At 71.6% G+C, this 16,985-nt stretch carries 19 protein-coding genes and 1 pseudogene; 7 read left to right on the plus strand and 13 right to left on the minus strand.

Translation table 11 applies throughout. The features are described from left to right. Window positions 1–23 precede the first annotated feature (23 nt). The gene (locus ACXJY8_RS08525) at window positions 24–275 is read left to right on the plus strand and encodes a hypothetical protein (RefSeq protein WP_463778718.1); all 252 of its coding nucleotides are present in this window, start codon (window positions 24–26) and stop codon (window positions 273–275) included. A gap of 223 nt (window positions 276–498) precedes the next feature. Here ACXJY8_RS08525 and ACXJY8_RS08530 read toward each other — a convergent pair whose 3' ends face one another. From ACXJY8_RS08530 to puuE, 7 genes and pseudogenes are all read right to left on the minus strand, one after another. Continuing rightward, window positions 499–978: a flavin reductase gene (locus tag ACXJY8_RS08530; RefSeq protein WP_463780477.1), complete on the minus strand. Its 480-nt coding sequence runs from the start codon at window positions 976–978 to the stop codon at window positions 499–501. A gap of 131 nt (window positions 979–1,109) precedes the next feature. Then, window positions 1,110–1,889, minus strand: a complete 780-nt coding sequence (gene rutD / locus ACXJY8_RS08535) for a pyrimidine utilization protein D (RefSeq protein ID WP_463778721.1) — start codon at window positions 1,887–1,889, stop codon at window positions 1,110–1,112. Between the two features lie 10 nt (window positions 1,890–1,899). Next, window positions 1,900–2,289 (minus strand): pyrimidine utilization protein C, encoded by a 390-nt coding sequence (gene rutC, locus ACXJY8_RS08540; protein ID WP_463778725.1) that lies wholly within the window; start codon window positions 2,287–2,289, stop codon window positions 1,900–1,902. A 349-nt stretch (window positions 2,290–2,638) separates the two neighbouring features. Further along, on the minus strand, window positions 2,639–3,391 hold the full coding sequence (rutB, locus tag ACXJY8_RS08545; protein WP_463778727.1) for a pyrimidine utilization protein B: 753 nt from the start codon (window positions 3,389–3,391) through the stop codon (window positions 2,639–2,641). Beyond that, entirely contained in the window at window positions 3,391–4,491 is a 1,101-nt protein-coding gene (gene rutA, locus ACXJY8_RS08550) for a pyrimidine utilization protein A (protein WP_463778732.1), read from the minus strand. The genes rutB and rutA overlap by 1 nt, the downstream gene beginning before the upstream one ends. A gap of 255 nt (window positions 4,492–4,746) precedes the next feature. Next, the gene (gene rutR / locus ACXJY8_RS08555; RefSeq protein ID WP_463778734.1) at window positions 4,747–5,397 is read right to left on the minus strand and encodes an HTH-type transcriptional regulator RutR; all 651 of its coding nucleotides are present in this window, start codon (window positions 5,395–5,397) and stop codon (window positions 4,747–4,749) included. A gap of 18 nt (window positions 5,398–5,415) precedes the next feature. Then, window positions 5,416–6,306: pseudogene (gene puuE / locus ACXJY8_RS08560) on the minus strand (allantoinase PuuE); the annotation flags it as partial. Between the two features lie 227 nt (window positions 6,307–6,533). Between puuE and ACXJY8_RS08565 the strand changes: the two are divergent. Genes ACXJY8_RS08565 through ureG form a run of 6 tightly spaced genes read left to right on the plus strand, consistent with a single transcriptional unit; the run spans window position 6,534 to window position 11,319 of the window. Beyond that, window positions 6,534–7,154, plus strand: coding sequence for an urease subunit gamma (locus ACXJY8_RS08565; RefSeq protein WP_463778737.1), 621 nt, complete (start codon window positions 6,534–6,536; stop codon window positions 7,152–7,154). Window positions 7,155–7,158: 4 nt separating this feature from the next. After that, window positions 7,159–8,886 (plus strand): urease subunit alpha, encoded by a 1,728-nt coding sequence (gene ureC, locus ACXJY8_RS08570; protein WP_463778739.1) that lies wholly within the window; start codon window positions 7,159–7,161, stop codon window positions 8,884–8,886. Window positions 8,887–8,939: 53 nt separating this feature from the next. Next, window positions 8,940–9,422 (plus strand): DUF29 domain-containing protein, encoded by a 483-nt coding sequence (locus ACXJY8_RS08575; protein WP_463778743.1) that lies wholly within the window; start codon window positions 8,940–8,942, stop codon window positions 9,420–9,422. A gap of 49 nt (window positions 9,423–9,471) precedes the next feature. Next, window positions 9,472–9,999, plus strand: coding sequence for an urease accessory protein UreE (locus ACXJY8_RS08580; RefSeq protein ID WP_463778747.1), 528 nt, complete (start codon window positions 9,472–9,474; stop codon window positions 9,997–9,999). Next, entirely contained in the window at window positions 9,944–10,666 is a 723-nt protein-coding gene (locus ACXJY8_RS08585) for an urease accessory protein UreF (protein ID WP_463780480.1), read from the plus strand. The genes ACXJY8_RS08580 and ACXJY8_RS08585 overlap by 56 nt, the downstream gene beginning before the upstream one ends. Before the next feature lie 23 nt (window positions 10,667–10,689). Further along, a complete protein-coding gene (gene ureG, locus ACXJY8_RS08590) occupies window positions 10,690–11,319 on the plus strand; it encodes an urease accessory protein UreG (protein WP_463778749.1) in 630 nt (209 codons plus the stop codon). Window positions 11,320–11,401: 82 nt separating this feature from the next. Here the strand turns inward: ureG and ACXJY8_RS08595 are convergent, their stop codons facing one another. The 6 genes from ACXJY8_RS08595 to ACXJY8_RS08620 form a co-directional block, all read right to left on the minus strand. Then, a complete protein-coding gene (locus tag ACXJY8_RS08595) occupies window positions 11,402–13,087 on the minus strand; it encodes a methyl-accepting chemotaxis protein (RefSeq protein ID WP_463778751.1) in 1,686 nt (561 codons plus the stop codon). Between the two features lie 204 nt (window positions 13,088–13,291). Then, the gene (locus ACXJY8_RS08600) at window positions 13,292–14,032 is read right to left on the minus strand and encodes a molybdopterin-dependent oxidoreductase (protein WP_463778755.1); all 741 of its coding nucleotides are present in this window, start codon (window positions 14,030–14,032) and stop codon (window positions 13,292–13,294) included. Continuing rightward, window positions 14,025–14,783, minus strand: coding sequence for a cytochrome b/b6 domain-containing protein (locus tag ACXJY8_RS08605; protein ID WP_463778758.1), 759 nt, complete (start codon window positions 14,781–14,783; stop codon window positions 14,025–14,027). Before ACXJY8_RS08605 ends, ACXJY8_RS08600 begins: the two co-directional genes overlap by 8 nt. Next, window positions 14,780–15,367, minus strand: coding sequence for a class I SAM-dependent DNA methyltransferase (locus ACXJY8_RS08610; RefSeq protein ID WP_463778760.1), 588 nt, complete (start codon window positions 15,365–15,367; stop codon window positions 14,780–14,782). Before ACXJY8_RS08610 ends, ACXJY8_RS08605 begins: the two co-directional genes overlap by 4 nt. Before the next feature lie 12 nt (window positions 15,368–15,379). Continuing rightward, on the minus strand, window positions 15,380–16,651 hold the full coding sequence (locus ACXJY8_RS08615) for an acyl-CoA dehydrogenase family protein (protein ID WP_463778763.1): 1,272 nt from the start codon (window positions 16,649–16,651) through the stop codon (window positions 15,380–15,382). A gap of 114 nt (window positions 16,652–16,765) precedes the next feature. Then, window positions 16,766–16,927, minus strand: a complete 162-nt coding sequence (locus ACXJY8_RS08620) for a hypothetical protein (protein ID WP_463778767.1) — start codon at window positions 16,925–16,927, stop codon at window positions 16,766–16,768. Window positions 16,928–16,985 lie beyond the last annotated feature (58 nt).

The following is a 16,985-nucleotide window of genomic DNA, read 5'->3' on the forward strand; positions in this document are numbered from 1 at the left end:
CGTCCGGATCCAGGATGTCCGCCATGACCCATCGCTCCCTCACCGCCGCCCTCGCCATCGCCCTCGGCCTGTCCGCCTCAGGCGCCCTCGCCCAGAGCTACAACGCTCCCGCGGGCATTCCCCCGGCCGTGGCCCCCGGCGGGCTCGAGGGCCAGGCGGCCGCGCGCAATCTCCACGAGCTGCATGACAGCCGGGCCCGCGTCGTCGTTCCCCAGAGCTATCAGGACGAGATCAGCACCGGTTCGGTCCGCGCCCGCCGCGGCGACCGCTGGTAAGCGCGCCGATCCCGCAGGTCCCGTCGTGACGAAGGCCGGCGCACCCGAAGGGGACGCGCCGGCCTTCTTCGTTTCGGGCCGGCCCGTCGCGGCGGATCGCGGCGACGGAAGCCTCCTACGGTTTCCGGATGATGGCTTCGGTCAGCCTGTGCGCGACGCGCTCCCTCTCCTTCCAGGAGAGGGAACCCGCGCCAGAACCCGAACGATACAGCCGGAAACCGTATCAGGCGGCGGCCTCGCGGGCCGACGCCGCGCCCAGCGGCACCGTGTGGTAGCCCCGGTCGGCGTAGACGAGCCCGTGCCCGTCGCCCGGCTCGGCGAGGCCCACGACCTCACAGTAGAGCACGTCGTGGGTGCCCACCGGGTGGCGGGCGACGATGCGGCAATCGAAGGCCGTGAGCGCGCCGAGCAGGGCCGGTGCGCCGGTGGCCAGGGTGGTCCAGCGCCCGGCCTCGAAGCGCACCGCCATCGGCGTGCGCCCGCCGAAGGCGGCGGCGACCCCGGCCTGGTCATGCGCCAGGGTGTTGACGCAGAGCACCGCATTGGCGCTGACCGCCGCGTAGGCGGAGGACGACCGGTTGATGCAGACCAGCAGCGTCGGCGGCCCGTCGCTCACGCTGCACACCGCCGAGGCGGTGAAGCCGGCCCGGCCGCCCGCACCGTCGGTGGTGACGAGGTGGACCGCACTGGCCACGCGCGCCATGGCGCCGCGAAAGGCGTCCGCCTCGACGGCCAGGGATTTGGTATCGGCGGCCAAGGATTTGGCATCGGTGGCCAAGTCTTCGGCCTCGACGGATGCGGGCGCCTCGCTCGGCCTCGTCTGGCTCACGGTGATCACTCCTGTCGGTCGAGGAACGCCACGAGCGTCCGGTTGAAGGCGTCGGCGCGGGTGACGCTGTGCGCGTGACCGCCGCTGGGGACCCGGTCGAGGTGCGCGTTCGGCAGGCCGCGCGCAAGATCCTCCGAGCACAGATAGGGCACCAGCACGTCGTCGTCCGCCGCCATCACCAGGGTCTCGTGCGCGATCCCCCCGAGATCCGCCGTCAGGTCGAAGGCCTCCAGGGCGGCGATCCGGGCGAGGACGGTCTCGCGGCCTGGGAAATGCGCCAGGGCGTGCGCCTCGTCCTCGGCCACGCGGGCCGCGTTCTGCGAGAGCCACGGCGCCGGGTACAGGAAGATCGCCTGGGCGCGCACATAGGCCTCGGGGCTCTCGGCCAGCAGCACCTTGCGGGCGGCAAAGCAGCGCTTCGTCGCCGAATCCGCCCTCGCCCAGCCGTTGACCACGGCGAGGCGGCCGACACGCTCCGGATGGGTGCGGGCGAGTTCGAGGCCGATCAGCCCGCCGAGGGCGTGCCCGACCACGTCGCAGCGCGCGACCCCGCAGGCCTCCATCACCGCGAGGGCGTCGCGGGCCATGGCGGCGATGTCGTGGCCGGGCTCCAGGGTCCCGCCGGAGCGGCCGGTGCCGCGGTGGTCGTAGGTGATGACGCGGAAGCGCTCGGTCAGCGCCGCCATCTGCGGCGCGAAATACGCGGCCGAGCCCCCGAGGCCCGGCGACAGCAGCACCGTGCGCTCGCCGGAGCCCTGCACAACATGGTGGATCGGGCTCGCCATCGCCCGGGCCTCAGGCCTTGCCCACATGGGCGACCGAGGCGATCTCCACCAGGGCGTCGGGCTTCACCAGGCCGCACTGGATGCAGTAGCGCGCCGGCTTCTCGCCGGGAAAGTACGCGGCATAGACCCCGTTGATGGCGGCGTAGTCGGCCCAGTCCTTCAGGAAGACGTGGTTGAAGGTGACGTCGTCCATGGTGCCGCCCGCGGCGGTGACCACGCCCTTGATCGTCTCCAGCACGTGCCGGGTCTGAGCGGCGGCGTCGCCCACATGGACGACGTTGGCCTCCGCATCGAGGGGCAGCGTCCCCGAGACGTAGAGCACGCCGTCCGCGAGGGTGCCGGGGACGTAGGGGGCCAGCGGCTTGCCGGTGCCGGGCGGGATGATCGCGGTCTTGGGCATTCTTTTCGGTGCTCCTGAGGGCGGTGTCGATTTGATCGGCCTGGACATTGGCCGAGTCTGGAGGTGGCGGAATGCGCGACGGGGCAACCCATGCCCTTGTTGGCCAGCTGCTTCACACGTTTCTCTCCGCCGTCCGGACGAAACTCGCCCAAGGGCGGGTCCCTCCCCCCTTTGCGGGGGCGGGTGCCTGCGGAGCAGGCGGGAGAGGGGACGACCTTTCCGGATATGGCGCTCCCCTCACCCGACCCGCTTCGCGGGCCACCCTCTCCCGCGGAGGGGAGAGGGAAACCCGCGGGCCGCATCCACCCCTCGGGAGCGGACGCGCCCGCGCGAGGACGGATCGACCGCCCTACTCCGCCGCCTCCGTTCGTCGAAGGTCCGCCCCGAGGGCCGTCTCGAAGGCGGCGACGTCCGAGACCCAGCCGAAGAAGGTCTCGATGTTGGACAGCGCCCCCGCCTGCAGGGCCGGCGGACCGGCCTGGTGGGTGGCGTCGGCCAGCACGATGCCGAAATATTCGAGGAAGAAGCCGTCGCGCAGGGTCGATTCCACGCAGACGTTGGTGGCGATGCCGGTGAAGACCAGGGTGCGGATGCCGGCCGCGCGCAGCAGGCTGTCGAGCTGGGTGTTGTAGAAACCGCTGTAGCGCGGCTTGCCCAGCACGATGTCGCCGGGCTCGGGCTTGAGGGCGTCCACCAGGGCGTAGTCCCAGGTGCCCCGGGCGAGCAGGCGCGCGTTCATGCCGGGCCGGGCGCGCATGGTCTTCAAGGCGTTGGACTTGTGCCAGTTCGGCGAGCCCGGGCCCCCGGCCTCGACGTAGTCGGGGTCCCAGCCGTTCTGGAACCAGACGATCCGGATCCCGGCCGCCCGGGCCGCCTGGACCGCGCGGGCGATCTGCGCCACCACCGGCCCCGTGCCGGAGACGTCGAAGCCGGCGAGATCGAGGTAGCCCCCCGGCGTGGTGTAGGCGTTCTGCATGTCGACGACGATGAGCGCGGTGGCGCCGGCGTCGAAGGCGATGGGCTCGGGCCGGGCCGCCAGGGTGATGCCGCCCTGGCGGCCCGCCGCGTCGGTGTAGCCGGCGGGTTTCGTGACGCTCTCCATCACGCCACCTTCGCCATCGGTTCGAGGCCCGCCGCGATGTGCGCGCGGCTCTTCATCAGGGGCTGGATGCGGGTGCCGTAGGCGTCGAGGCCCTTGAGGAAGTCGTCGAACACCAGGAGCACGCCCTCGGTGCCCGGCACCGTGGCCACCTCGTCGAGCATCCGCGCCACCTCGGCATAGGAGCCCACCAGCGTGCCCATGTTGATGTTCACGGCCGAGGTCGGGTCGGCCATCTGGCGCACGTTGGTGTCGGCGCCCGACCGGGTGTCGGCGGCGCCCTGGACCCCGAGCCAGGCGATGGCCTCCTGGTCGGCGCCGGCCTTGTAGTGCTCCCAGGTGGCCCGGGCGGCCTCGTCGGTCTCGTCGGCGATGACCATGAACAGCACGTAGGAGGAGACGTCGCGGCCGGTCGCGGCCTTCGCCGCCTCCAGCCGCTCCACCGTGGGGGCGAAGGCGGTGGGCGTGTTCACGCCCTTGCCGAAGCAGAAATTGTAGTCGGCGTACCGGGCCGTGAACGCCATGCCCGCCGCGGACTGGCCGGCGCAGATGATCTTCATCTCGGCCTGCGGGCGCGGGCTCAGGCGGCAATCGTCCATCTGGAAGAATTCGCCCTTAAGGTCGCAAGTCCCCGTCTCCCACAGGTCGCGCAGCACCTGCGCGTATTCCGAGAGGTACTCGTACCGGCGGGAAAAGTATTCGTCCCCGGGCCACAGGCCCATCTGCGAATATTCCGGCCGCTGCCAGCCGGTGACGAGGTTGAGGCCGAAGCGCCCGTTCGAGATCGAGTCGATGGTGGCGGCCATCCGGGCCGTGATGGCGGGGGGCATGCACAGGGTCGCGGCCGTGGCGAACAGCTTGATCCGGCTGGTGACGGCGGCGAGACCGGCCATCAGCGTGAAGGATTCGAGGTTGTGGTCCCAGAACTCGGTCTTGCCGCCGAAGCCCCGCAGCTTGATCATCGACAGCGCGAAGTCGAGCCCGTAGCCCTCGGCCTTGAGGACCACCTGCTTGTTTAGTTCGAAGCTCGGCTTGTACTGCGGAGCGTTCTCCGACAGGAGCCAGCCGTTGTTTCCGATCGGGATGAAGACGCCGACATTCATGGCAACCTCGTTCGCACGGGCAGAGCCCGGTGAAAGGCAGGAATCCAATATAGACGAGGCCTGGACGAAGGCGGTCCAGGGAGCGTCGGGATGGCTGCGAAGACTGCACATCGTCTCCGGTGACGATGATCCAATCCCATTCGGACCGGATGGTCAAACTCTCTCGGGCAGGTTTTCGGGTGCTTGCATAAACTCTCCCCGTTCTGCCGGCCGTTTGGGCGCTCCCTGCCCAGGCGAGGGGCGGAAATCCGGGGTTCAGCGCAGGCCGAGGCCGGCCAGGATCAGGGCCTGCGTGCTGGCGACCGTGCGCTCGAAGAAGTCCGGGTCGTCGAGGTTGCGCCCGGTGACGGCCTCCACCTGCACGGCGAAGTCGGCATAGTGCTGGGTGATCGCCCAGATCGAGAAGATCAGGTGATGGGGGTCGTGCGGGCCGATCCGCCCGGCCGCGCTCCAGTCGCGGATGATCGCGGCCTTGGCCTCGACGAGGTCACGCAGGGGGCCCTCGAGCTCGGGGCGCAGCAGGGGCGCGCCCTGGACGATCTCCAGGCAGAACAGCCGCGAGGCCTGGGGCGCGTCCCGCGACAGGGTGAGCTTGGCGCGCACGTAGCTCCGGAAGGCGGCGGCCGGCTCGCTCCCGGCGTCGAGGGACTGGAGCGGATCGAGCCAGACCGCCAGCACCCGGCGCAGCACCGCGAGGTAGAGCGCCTCCTTCGAGGGGAAGTAGTAGAGCAGGTTGGTCTTCGAGAGGCCGGCCCGCTCGGCGATGCCCTCGACGCTGGCCCCGTGCAGGCCGAGATTCGAGAAGAGCGCGAGCCCGGCATCGAGGATGGCTTCCCGCCGCGCGGCGCCGTCCTTGCGGCGGCGGCGGGCGGGCGCCGGGGCGGCGTCCGGGCGGATCTCTGTCATGGCGGAGCCTCAGGCCGGCGGGTGGTGCCGGATCCAGTGCTCGGCGATGTCGATGCGGCGGGCCATCCAGACGCGGTCGTGGGCGGCGACGTGGTCGAGGAAGCGGACCAGGGCGCCGATCCGCCCCGGCCGGCCGACCAGGCGACAATGCAGGCCCACCGACATCATCTTGGGCGCCTCCGCGCCCTCCGCGTAGAGCGCGTCGAAGGTGTCGCGCAGGTAGGTGAACAGGTGCTCGCCGGTGTTGAAGCCCTGGATCGCGGCGCATTTCATGTCGTTGGCGTCCAGCGTGTAGGGCACCACGAGGCCGCGGCCGCTCGGCTCGTCGATCCAGTAGGGCAGGTCGTCGGCGTAGGAATCGGCCAGATACGTCATTCCGGCCTCGATCCCGAGGTCGAGGGTGTGGGGCGAGGAGCGCCCGGTGTACCAGCCGCGCGGCCGCGCGCCCGTGATCTCCGTGTGGATGCGGATCGCCTCCTCCATGTGCGCCTTCTCCTGGGCCCGGGTGAAGTCGCGGTAGTCGATCCACTTGAGGCCGTGGCAGGCGATCTCCCAGTCGGCCTCCCGCATCGCCGCGGCCACGTCCGGGTGGCGGGCGAGCGCGGTGGCGACCGCGAAGGCGGTGACGGGAACCTTGCGCGATCGGAACAGCCGCCACAGGCGCCAGAACCCGGCGCGCGAGCCGTACTCGAACAGGGATTCCAGGCTCATGTGGCGCTGGCCCGGCCAGGGCTGCGCCCCGACGATCTCCGACAGGAAGGCCTCGGAGGCCGCATCCCCGTGCAGGATGCAGTTCTCACCCCCCTCCTCGTAGTTCAGCACGATCTGCACCGCGATGCGCGCGTCGCCCGGCCAGCGCGGATGCGGCGGGTTGCGGCCGTAGCCGACGAGGTCGCGGGGATAGGTCAACGGCCGGCCCTTGGTTTTCGGGGAGGGTCGGCCCCGCTGTTCGGCCGGGGAACCGTGTCCTGTCAACCGGGCGCGGAGGCCACGGGGCGCTTGCGCTCGCTCCCCAGGGATGCATCCATGCCGGCCGCGTCGCCGAGGCGCGGCCCCGCCGCGCACGGTCCTTGCCTTCCCGGGCCCGGGACGTCCGTGTCCGAGACGTCCCCGCGCCCAAGCCCCGAGGTTTCCCCGTGCTCCTGACCCCACGCGAAAAGGACAAGCTCCTCCTCGCCATGGCCGCGCAGGTGGCCCGCAACCGGCTCGGCCGCGGGGTGAAGCTGAACTACCCCGAGGCGGTGGCGCTGATCAGCGACTTCGTGGTCGAGGGCGCCCGCGACGGGCGCTCGGTCTCGGAGCTGATGCAGGCCGGCGGGCACGTGCTCACGGCCGAGCAGTGCATGGACGGCATCCCCGAGATGATCCACGACATCCAGGTCGAGGCGACCTTCCCGGACGGGACCAAGCTCGTCACCGTGCACCACCCGATCCGGGGCGCGGCCTCCGCCGAGGTTCCGGGCGCGGTCACCACCCCGCCGGGCGAGATCGTCTTCAACGAAGGCGCGCCCCGCACCCTGCTGAGCGTGTCCAACGTCGGCGACCGGCCGATCCAGGTCGGCTCGCACTACCACTTCTACGAGGTCAATCCCGGCCTGACCTTCGAGCGCGAGAAGGCCCGCGGCCAGCGCCTCGACATCGCCCCCGGCACGGCGGTGCGCTTCGAGCCGGGCGTGACCCGCGAGGTCGTGCTGGTGCCGCTGGGCGGAGGCCGCACCGTCTACGGGTTCCGCGGCGACGTGATGGGAGCGCTCTGAGACCATGGCCAACATGCCCCCCCGCGCCGCCCTCCCCCGCGCCGCCTATGCCGACATGTTCGGCCCCACCACCGGCGACCGCATCCGGCTCGCCGACACGTCGCTGGTGATCGAGGTGGAGCGCGACCACACCACCTACGGCGAGGAGGTGAAGTTCGGCGGCGGCAAGGTCATCCGCGACGGCATGGGACAGTCCCAGGTCACCAACCAGGACGGCGCGGTCGACACCGTCATCACCAACGCGGTGGTGCTCGACCACTGGGGCGTGGTGAAGTGCGACGTCGGCATCGTGAAGGGCCGCATCGCCAGGCTCGGCAAGGCCGGCAACCCGGACATCCAGCCCGGCGTCGACATCGTGGTCGGACCCGGCACCGAGGTCATCGCCGGGGAAGGCAAGATCCTCACGGCCGGCGGCTTCGACAGCCACATCCACTACATCTGCCCGCAGCAGATCGACGAGGCGCTGTGCTCGGGCGTCACCACCATGCTCGGCGGCGGCACCGGCCCGGCGCACGGCACCTTCGCCACCACCTGCACCCCGGGCCCGTGGCACCTCGCCCGGATGATCGAGGCGGCGGAATCGTTCCCGATGAACCTCGCCTTCGCGGGCAAGGGCAACGCCGCGCGGCCCGAGAGCCTCGTCGAGATGATCCGGGCCGGAGCCTGCGCGCTCAAGCTGCACGAGGATTGGGGCACCACGCCCGCCGCCATCGACACCTGCCTGACGGTGGCAGACCTGCACGACGTGCAGGTGATGATCCACTCCGACACCCTCAACGAATCCGGCTTCGTCGAGGACACGATCAAGGCCTTCGCGGGGCGCACCATCCACGCCTTCCACACCGAGGGGGCGGGCGGCGGCCACGCGCCGGACATCATCAAGGTGGCGGGCCTTTCCAACGTGCTGCCCTCGTCGACGAACCCGACGCGGCCCTACACGAAGAACACCATCGACGAGCATCTGGACATGCTGATGGTGTGCCACCACCTCGACCCGGCCATCCCCGAGGATCTCGCCTTCGCCGAGAGCCGCATCCGCCGCGAGACCATCGCGGCCGAGGACATCCTGCACGACATCGGCGCCCTCTCGATGATGTCCTCGGACAGCCAGGCCATGGGCCGGGTCGGCGAGGTCGTCATCCGCACCTGGCAGACGGCGGACAAGATGAAGCGCCAGCGCGGCGCCCTGCCCGGCGACGCGTCCGGCAACGACAACCTGCGCGCCCGCCGCTACGTGGCCAAGTACACTATCAACCCGGCCATCGCGCACGGGGTCTCGGCCCATATCGGCTCGGTGGAGCCGGGCAAGCTCGCCGACCTCGTGCTGTGGACGCCCGCCTTCTTCGGGGTGAAGCCCGACCTCGTGATCAAGGGCGGCGCCATCGCCACGGCGCCGATGGGCGACCCCAACGCCTCGATCCCGACGCCCCAGCCGGTGCATTACCGCCCGATGTTCGGGGCCTTCGGCCGGGTGCCCTTCGCCACCGCCCTGACCTTCGTCTCGAAGGCCGCGATCGAGGACGGGCTCGGCGAGCGCCTCGGGCTGCAGAAGCGCCTCGTCGCCGTCGAGAACGTGCGCGGCGGCATCTCGAAGAAGAGCATGATCCTCAACGACGCCACGCCCGACATCGAGGTCGACCCCGAGACCTACGACGTCCGCGCCGACGGCGAACTCCTGGTCTGCGAGCCCGCCGACGTCCTGCCGATGGCGCAGCGGTACTTCCTGTTTTGAGGCGATGCGTTCCGTTTTGCGGTAGGATGCGGCCGACACCCGCGGAGGCCCCCATGTCCAAGGCTGCCCTCAGCCCATCCCAGGGGCACGAACTCTACGAGACCGACCTCTACCTGTGGACGCAGGATCAGGCCGCCCTGCTGCGCGCGGGGCGGCGGCAGGACGTCGACTGGCACCACATCGCCGAGGAGATCGAGAGCTTGGGCGGATCGCAGAAATCCGAGATCCGGAACCGGCTCGTCGTGCTGCTGCAGCACCTGCTGAAGTGGGAGTTTCAACCGGAACACCGAAAATACGGCTGGCGCGCCTCGATCGTCGAACAGCGCCTTCAGATCGACGGGCTCCTCGAGGTCAGCCCGAGTCTCCGGGCCTGGCCGGAGACGGTCCTGACCAAGGCCTATCAACTCGGGCGCGTCCGCGCGGCGAGCGAGACCGGGGCGGCGGAACAGACCTTTCCGTCGTCATGCCCCTACACCCTGGCGCAGATCCTGGACGACGGCTTCTATCCCGGGCCCCTCGATCCCCGCTTCACCTGATGAACCCCGCCGATCCCGTGACCGCCCGCACCGCATCGTCCCACGCCCCATGATCCGCGCCACCAAAGTCCTGCGCCGCGACGCCCTCGCCGGTGAAATCGTCGACCGCATCGTGCTCGACCACGGCGACCGGCACCGCCGGCGCATGGCGATGCGCACCGCGGGCGGCCTGGCGTTCCTGCTCGACCTGCCCGAGCCCATCGTGCTCGACGACGGCGACGCCCTGGTGCTGGAGGATGGCCGGCTCATTTGGGTCGAGGCCGCGCCGGAGCCGCTGCTGGAGATCCGCGCGCCCGACGACCACGCCCTCAAGCGCCTGATCTGGCACATCGGCAACCGGCACATCCCGGCCGAGATCGGGGCCGATGCGGTCTATATCGGCTTCGACCACGTTCTGGCCGAGATGGTGCGGGGGTTGGGCGGCAGCGCCGAGGCGGTGGAGCGTCCGTTCCGGCCGGAGGGCGGCGCCTATGCGGGCGAGGCCGCGGGCCATCACCACCACGGCCATCACCACCACGCGCATGCCCACCACGACCGCCCGCACGCCCACGACGGCTCTCCGCACGCCCATGATTGAGGCCCTGCGCCTGATGGCCTGGCTCTCGCCGGGCTATCCCGTCGGCGCCTACGCCTACTCGCACGGGCTCGAGGCGGCGGTGGAGAGCGGCGAGGTCGGCGACGAGGCCTCGCTCACGGACTGGCTCGCCGACGTGATCGAGCACGGCTCGGGCCGCAACGACCTGATCTTCCTCGCCCAGGCCCACGCGGCGGCGCTCGCCGGGGATGCGCGGGGCCTGTCCGAGCTCAACGACCTCGCCCTCGCCCTCGCCCCATCGCGAGAACTGCACCTGGAGACGAGCCAGCAGGGCCGCAGCTTCCTCGACGCCACCGTGGCGGCCTGGGGCACGCCCGGGCTCGACCGCCTCGCCGCCGCCCTCGACGGTGCGGTGGCCTATCCGGTGGCGGTCGGCCTCGCGGCTGGTGCCCACCGCATGGCGCTCCCCCCGGTGCTGGCCGGCTTCGGCCTCGCCTTCCTGCAGAACCTCGTCTCGGCGGCCCTGCGCTGCGCCCCCATCGGCCAGAGCGCGGGGACACGGATCGTCGCCGCCCTGACGCCGCGGGTGACGGCGCTCGCCGCCGCGATCCCGGCCCTCGGGCTCGACGATCTCGGCAGCGCCACCCTGAATCTCGACCTCGGCTCGTTCCGGCACGAGACCCAGTATTCGCGCATCTTCCGCTCCTGAGGATCTGTCTTGAGGACCCCGTCATGACCTCCGCCAACGGCACCTCTCCCAACGGCCCGCTCCGCGTCGGCATCGGCGGCCCCGTCGGCTCCGGCAAGACCGCCCTGATGGAGCAGCTCTGCAAGCGTTTTCGCGATACCTACGAGATCTGCGCGATCACCAACGACATCTACACCAAGGAGGATGCCCGCCTGCTCACCGTGGCCGGCGCCCTGCCGGAGGAGCGGATCATGGGCGTCGAGACGGGCGGGTGCCCGCACACGGCGATCCGCGAGGACGCCTCGATCAACCTCGCGGCGGTGGCGGAGATGCGCCGGCGCTTCCCCAGGCTCGACCTCATCCTGATCGAGTCCGGCGGCGACAACCTCGCGGCGACCTTCTCGCCGGAACTCGCCGACCTCACCCTCTACGTCATCGACGTGGCGGGCGGCGAGAAGATCCCCCGCAAGGGCGGGCCGGGCATCACCCGCTCGGACCTCCTCATCGTCAACAAGACCGACCTCGCGCCCCTGGTGGGCGCCGATCTCGGCATCATGGAATCCGACACCAAGCGCATGCGCGGCGCCCGGCCATACGTGTTCTCGTCGCTCCGCGACGGCCACGGGGCGGATGCCATCGCGCGCTTCGTGGTCGAGGCCGGGGGCCTGAACTAGCCGGCGCGCCCACCGGCCGCTGAGACGCCGAAGGGCCCGGATCGCTCCGGGCCCTTTTTTATCCGATCGTCCTCGTCGCCGCTCAGGCGGCGCGCACGGTGGCGAGGAAGCGCTGGACCTCGGCGCTGAGATGCTCGGACTGGCGCGAGAGCTCGGAGGCCGCGCCCAGGACCTGGGCGGCCGCCGCCCCCGTCTCCTCGGCCGCCCCCGCCACCCCGGCGATGTTGGTGGTCACCGCCCCCGTGCCCATGGCCGCCTGGGCCACGTTGCGCACGATCTCCTGGGTGGCCGCCCCCTGCTCCTCCACCGCCGCCGAGATCGAGGTGGCCACGCCGCTGATCTCGTGGATGCGCGCCGCGATCCCGCCGATCGCCTCCACCGCCTGGCCCGTCGAGCCCTGGATCTGGGCGATGTGCCCGCCGATCTCCTCGGTGGCCCGGGCCGTCTGGTTGGCCAGCTCCTTGACCTCGGCCGCCACCACGGCGAAGCCCCGGCCCGCCTCGCCGGCGCGGGCCGCCTCGATGGTGGCGTTGAGCGCCAGCAGGTTGGTCTGGCCGGCGATCGAGGTGATCATCGTCACCACGTCGCCGATGCGCGCCACCGCCGTGTTGAGGGTCTGCACGAAGGCCGCCGTCTGGGCCGCCTCCGTCACGGCCGTCTGGGCCATGGCCGCCGAGGCGCTGACCTGGCGCCCGATCTCCTGGACCGACGAGCCGAGCTCCTCGGCCGCCGCCGCCACGGTGTTGACGTTCGAGGCGGCTTCCCCGGCGGCCGCGGCCACGCTGGTGGACTGGTTGGCGGTCTGGGTGGCGGTGCCGGCCATGCTCTGGGCGGTGGCCTGCAGCTCGGTGGCCGAACTCGTCACCATGCTGATGATGCCGCCCACCGCCCCCTCGAAGCGGTCCGCCATCGCCCGCATCCCCGCCTGGCGCTGCGCCTCCGCCCCCGCCCGCGCCAGGACCGTCTCCTCCTCGAGCCGGCGGGTCTGGAGCATGTTGTCCCGGAACACGCCGACGGCGGCGGCCATGTCGCCGATCTCGTCGCGGCGGGTCCGGGACGGGATGTCCACGGCGGTGTCGCCGCCCGCCAGCCGGCCCATGGTGCGGGTCATGCGCTCGATCGGACGCGCGACGCCGAACAGGCTGAAGAGCATCGCGCCGATGGCGGCCACCACCGAGATCGTCATCGCGATCCAGGCCATGAGCGCGGCCGAGCCGGCGCTGGCCATGCTCAGCGCGGTGCTGCGCTCGGCGCCCGCGCGGTTGAAGTCGACGGTCCGCTGCAGGGCCCGGATGGCGCCGTTGTTCAGGTCGGCCATCTCGGCGCTGGTGGTGAGCGCCAGGGCGTCGGCCTTCCGGCCCGCCTTCATCAGGCCGATGACCGTCTGCTGGCCTTCGGCGTAGCGCGCCCACAGGGGCGTGAAGCTGTCGTAGATCGCCTTCTCCTCGGCGGAGCTGATCAGCGGCTCGTAGGTCCGGCGCAGCCCGTCGAGGGCATCGAGGGCCTTCTTCAGGCCCGCCTCGTTCTCCGCCAGCGCCTGCGGCGTCTCGGAGGCGACGACGAAGCGGTACAGCTTCACCCGCACGTCGCGCGTCGCCGTGCTGATCGTGTTCACGACGTTGACCGAGGGGAGCCAGTTGGTCGCGACCTCGGTCACCTCGCGCTCGATCGCCCTGAGCTTCACGATACTGACCGCGCCCTGCCCCGCCGCGGCAATGCCGAGCAGGGTTATCGAGCCGATCAGGATGGATTTCAGGGACACACGCATCGTTGTGGGACCGTCCGGATTTGCATTCCGGCGGTAGACAACAGCTTCATGCTTAAGATGGCGTTATCGGAACGGCGCAGGGCCGCGCGATGACTGATTTGTCATCTTTCGGACAGTTCGCGCCGAACGGGCGATTACGTATTCGGTGGCACCTTCACCGATGGACGGCTGCCGCTATACGGTCCTTGCACCGGGCGAAGGGCATCAGATGCCCGCGTACCAGGGGAACCCGAGTTCGGCGACCATGCTGCCGCGGCCCTGGCCGAGGCCGTCGACCCGCTCCACCGCCTCGATGGCGCCGATGTATTTCAGGCTCTTGTAGCCGAGCTGGCGCTCGACCCGCAGGCGCACCGGCGCCCCGTGCGCCACCGGCAGGGCGCCGCCGTTCATGCCGTAGGCCAGGATGGTCTGCGGGTGGAGGGCGTCGAACAGATCGTAGCTGTCCCACCAGCCGTCGACGCTGCGCACCACGACGAAGCGCGCCTCCGGCTTCAGTCCGACCTCGGCCAGCAGGTGGGCCAGGGGCACGCCGGTCCAGCCGCCGATGGCCGACCAGCCCTGCTCGCAGGAATGCAGCGTGATCTGGGTGCGGGCCGGCATGGCCTTCAGGTCGGCCAGCGAGAAGGCGCCCGGGCGCGCCACGAGGCCGGTGACCGGGAGCTTCCAGTCGGAAAAGCCCAGCGCCTTCGAGCGCCGGTAATCGGCATTGTCGGGATCGGTGGTGTTGATGGTCGGGAAGACCGCCGAGATGGCGTCGGGTCCGAACTCGCGCACCAGGGGCTGGTGGCGCTGGAGCCAGCGCTGGACCGCGAAGGTCAGGCCGTTGCTCCAGTCGTAGGGCGAGGCGAGCCGTGACAGGGCGGGGGCGTCGCAGCCGCCGAGCAGGCCGGCGCCGATCAGGCTGCCCGAGCCGGCGAGGAGGCGGCGGCGCGAGAGGTCACGCATCGGGGGACTCCGTGAGGCGGTCTCGGGCGGCCAGGGAGGTCCGGGCGCGCTCGGGGGGAACGCGGAAGCGCCCGGTGATCATCGCGCGCATCAGGTTGCCGGCGCCGCCGACGAAGACCTGGGCCACGTGGACGACCAGGAAGAGCACCAGCAGGCAGGCGACGGCGAAGTGCAGGGTGCGCGCCGATTGCCGGCCGCCGAACAGGGCGAAGAGCTCCGGATAGGCCGCCGTGACCCCCGGCGACATGGTGAGGCCGGTGAGCACCATCAGGGGAAACAGCACGAACAGGACGACGAGGTAGGCGCATTTCTGCAGGGCGTTGTAGCGCAGGGCCTCGCGCCCGCGCGCCGGCTTGAGGCGGGCGTGGTCCGCAATCTCGCGGGCGAGGTGGGCCGGGGCCAGCTGGTCGCGGTCCGGCACGAGGTCGCGGGCGAAGTGTCCGCCCACGAAGGCGACGATGAGGTAGACGATCCCGTTGAGGACGAGCACCCAGGCGGCGAGGAAGTGCAGGTTGCGGCCCCAGCCCGTCTGCTCGAGGTTCACCGGCAGCGGCAGTTCGAGGGCCGCCGGCGCCCCGTTGGCCCCGGTCTCGCCCCAGAACAGGCGCGGGAGGGCGAGCAGGATGGCGATGCCGCTGACCACCAGGGCCAGGAACGCGACGGCGTTGAGCCAGTGGGTCAGGCGCACCCAGGCGGCGTGGCGGTGCACCAGGGACGGGCCCGGCTCCTCCGCCGGCGGCGGCCGGCTCACGCGGGCGCCCGCAGCACGTCGAGGCGATAGCGCTCGGTGCGGCCCCTCCGGTCGGCGTCGAGGCCCCCCCGGGTGAGATCGATCAGCGTCTCCACCGCCGCGTCGGCGCTCAGGGGGAAGTTCGTCTCGCCGAGCCAGTGGACGAGGACGACCTCGCCCCCCGGTTTCAGCGCCGCCACGAGCCGTTCGGCGATGCGGACGAGGTCCCCGGGCGCGAAGAAGTACAGCACCTCCGAGAGCACCACGAGGTCGAACCGGCCCGGCGGCCATTCCGCCGGCACCGCGGCGCGCAGGAAGCGCACCTGCGGGCATTCCGCGCAGCGGGCGCGGGCGGCGTCGAGGGCGGTCTCGGCCACGTCGAGGGAGAGCAGGGCCTCGCAGCGCTCGGCCAGCCGGCGGGTCAGCACGCCGATGGAGCAGCCGACCTCCAGGGCCTCCGCGTAGGTCTCGCGGCCGAGGGCCGCCAGGGTGGCGTCGTACTTGGCGTGCTCGTAGGGGCTGGTGGTGAACGCCCACGGATCGGGGTTCGTGGCGTAGAGTTCGGTGAAGTAGTCCGGCGGCAGCGTGTGCGGGGAGCGTGTCATGGACCTCGACGCCTAGAGTTCGGCCGCAACCTCGTCAGAGATAGGTCCGCCCGCCGGATCGCGCCAGAGGAGGTCGGCCGGCTGCGGGGCGGCCAGGACGTGGGCCGCCGCGCTGGTCAGGGCCCGGTCCGGGCCGGGCTGGCGCAGGTAGGTGGCGAGGTCGCGCGCCAGGCGTTCGAGGGGATGCGGGCTGAGAAAGCCCGCGAGCCCCACCGAGCGGTGGGCCCGCTCCAGGACGTCGAGCCCGGCCCGCTCCACCGCGAGGCGGGTGAGGTTGACGTAGGCGATCACCCGGTCGGGCTCCGCCTCCGGGTCGGCGGCGAGCCGCGCGGCGTGACCGACGAAGAGCCGGGCGCTCTCCACCGCGATCGCGGCCTCGCCGAGGCGGGCGGCCTGGTGCGGGTCGCCGCCGCGCCCCGTGGTCCGGAGATGCGTCCGCAGGGCGTCGAACACCGCCTCGATGCCGCCGAGCTGCACGGCGGCGAAGCGCCAGGCTCCGCCGGAGAAGTGCGGCTCGGAAAAGTAGTCGTCGGGGCCGCCGACGAAGCTGTCGGGACCGGCCGGCAGGCCGCTGAAGTCGAGGATGCCCGAGGTCGAGGCGCGCATGCCCTGCGCCCGCCAGCCCGACAGATCGGCACGGGTGCCGGGCTCCAGGTCCACCACGAGCATCTGCTGGCGCCCGTCCGGCCGGCGTGCGGTGACGAGGGGGCGGGTCACCGCCCCGGCCCCGGAGGCGAAGGACTTCACCCCCGCCAGAACCCAGGAATCGCCCGCCGCGCCGCCGGTGTTCTCCGAGGCGATGCCACCGGTTTTTTCGAGGCTGAGGCCGCCGGCTTGCTCGAGGCCGGGGCCGCCGGCTTTCTCGAGGCTGAGGCCGCCGGCCTGGGGCTGGGTGTTCCAGACGCCGAACAGGTGGCCCCCGCGGGCATCGGCCGCCAGGCGCTCGGCCACGGCCGGCTCGGCATAGCGCAGCACCAGGGAGAGGGCATTGACGTGCCCCTCGTAGAGGCGGCCGAGGGCGAGGCTGCCGCGCCCGATCTGGGTCAGGAGATCGGCCAGGACCGGCGCCCGCTGGGGCGCATCGAGGCCGGCGCCGCCGAGCGCCACCGGCAGCGGCGCCACGAGCAGGCCGACCGCATGGGCGTGGGCGACGTCCTCGGCGGGAAACCCGCCGTTCCGGTCGAGGTCGTCGGCGCGTTCGGCCGCGAGGCGGGCGACGGCCCGCGCGGCGGCCGCGATTCGAGCCGGGCCGAGATCGATGCAATCCTGTGGAAGGGCATTCATCTCCGCAACATGGATCACGGCTGCGCGACCACCAGGGCGGGTTGCGTACCAAACCCGGCTTATCCCCGCGTCAAAGCGCGTCGGCGGTCGATCCGATTCCTGCCGCGGCCGGCGTCACCGGGGCTCGGACGCCCGCCCGCCGCGCCGGTCGAGGCGCCCTGCGCGCAGGTCGGCGAGCATGTCCCGCACCATTCCGCTCACGGTCAGCACGGAAAAGACGCCGATGGCCACCACGAGGGCGGCTCCGACCAGCATCTTGGCGGTCTCGATATCCACGGTCAGGGTCCTCGAATACACATCCGGCTCGTCGCACGTCGCGACGAAAACCATGACG

The organism is Methylobacterium sp. TK31 (assembly GCF_055361545.1).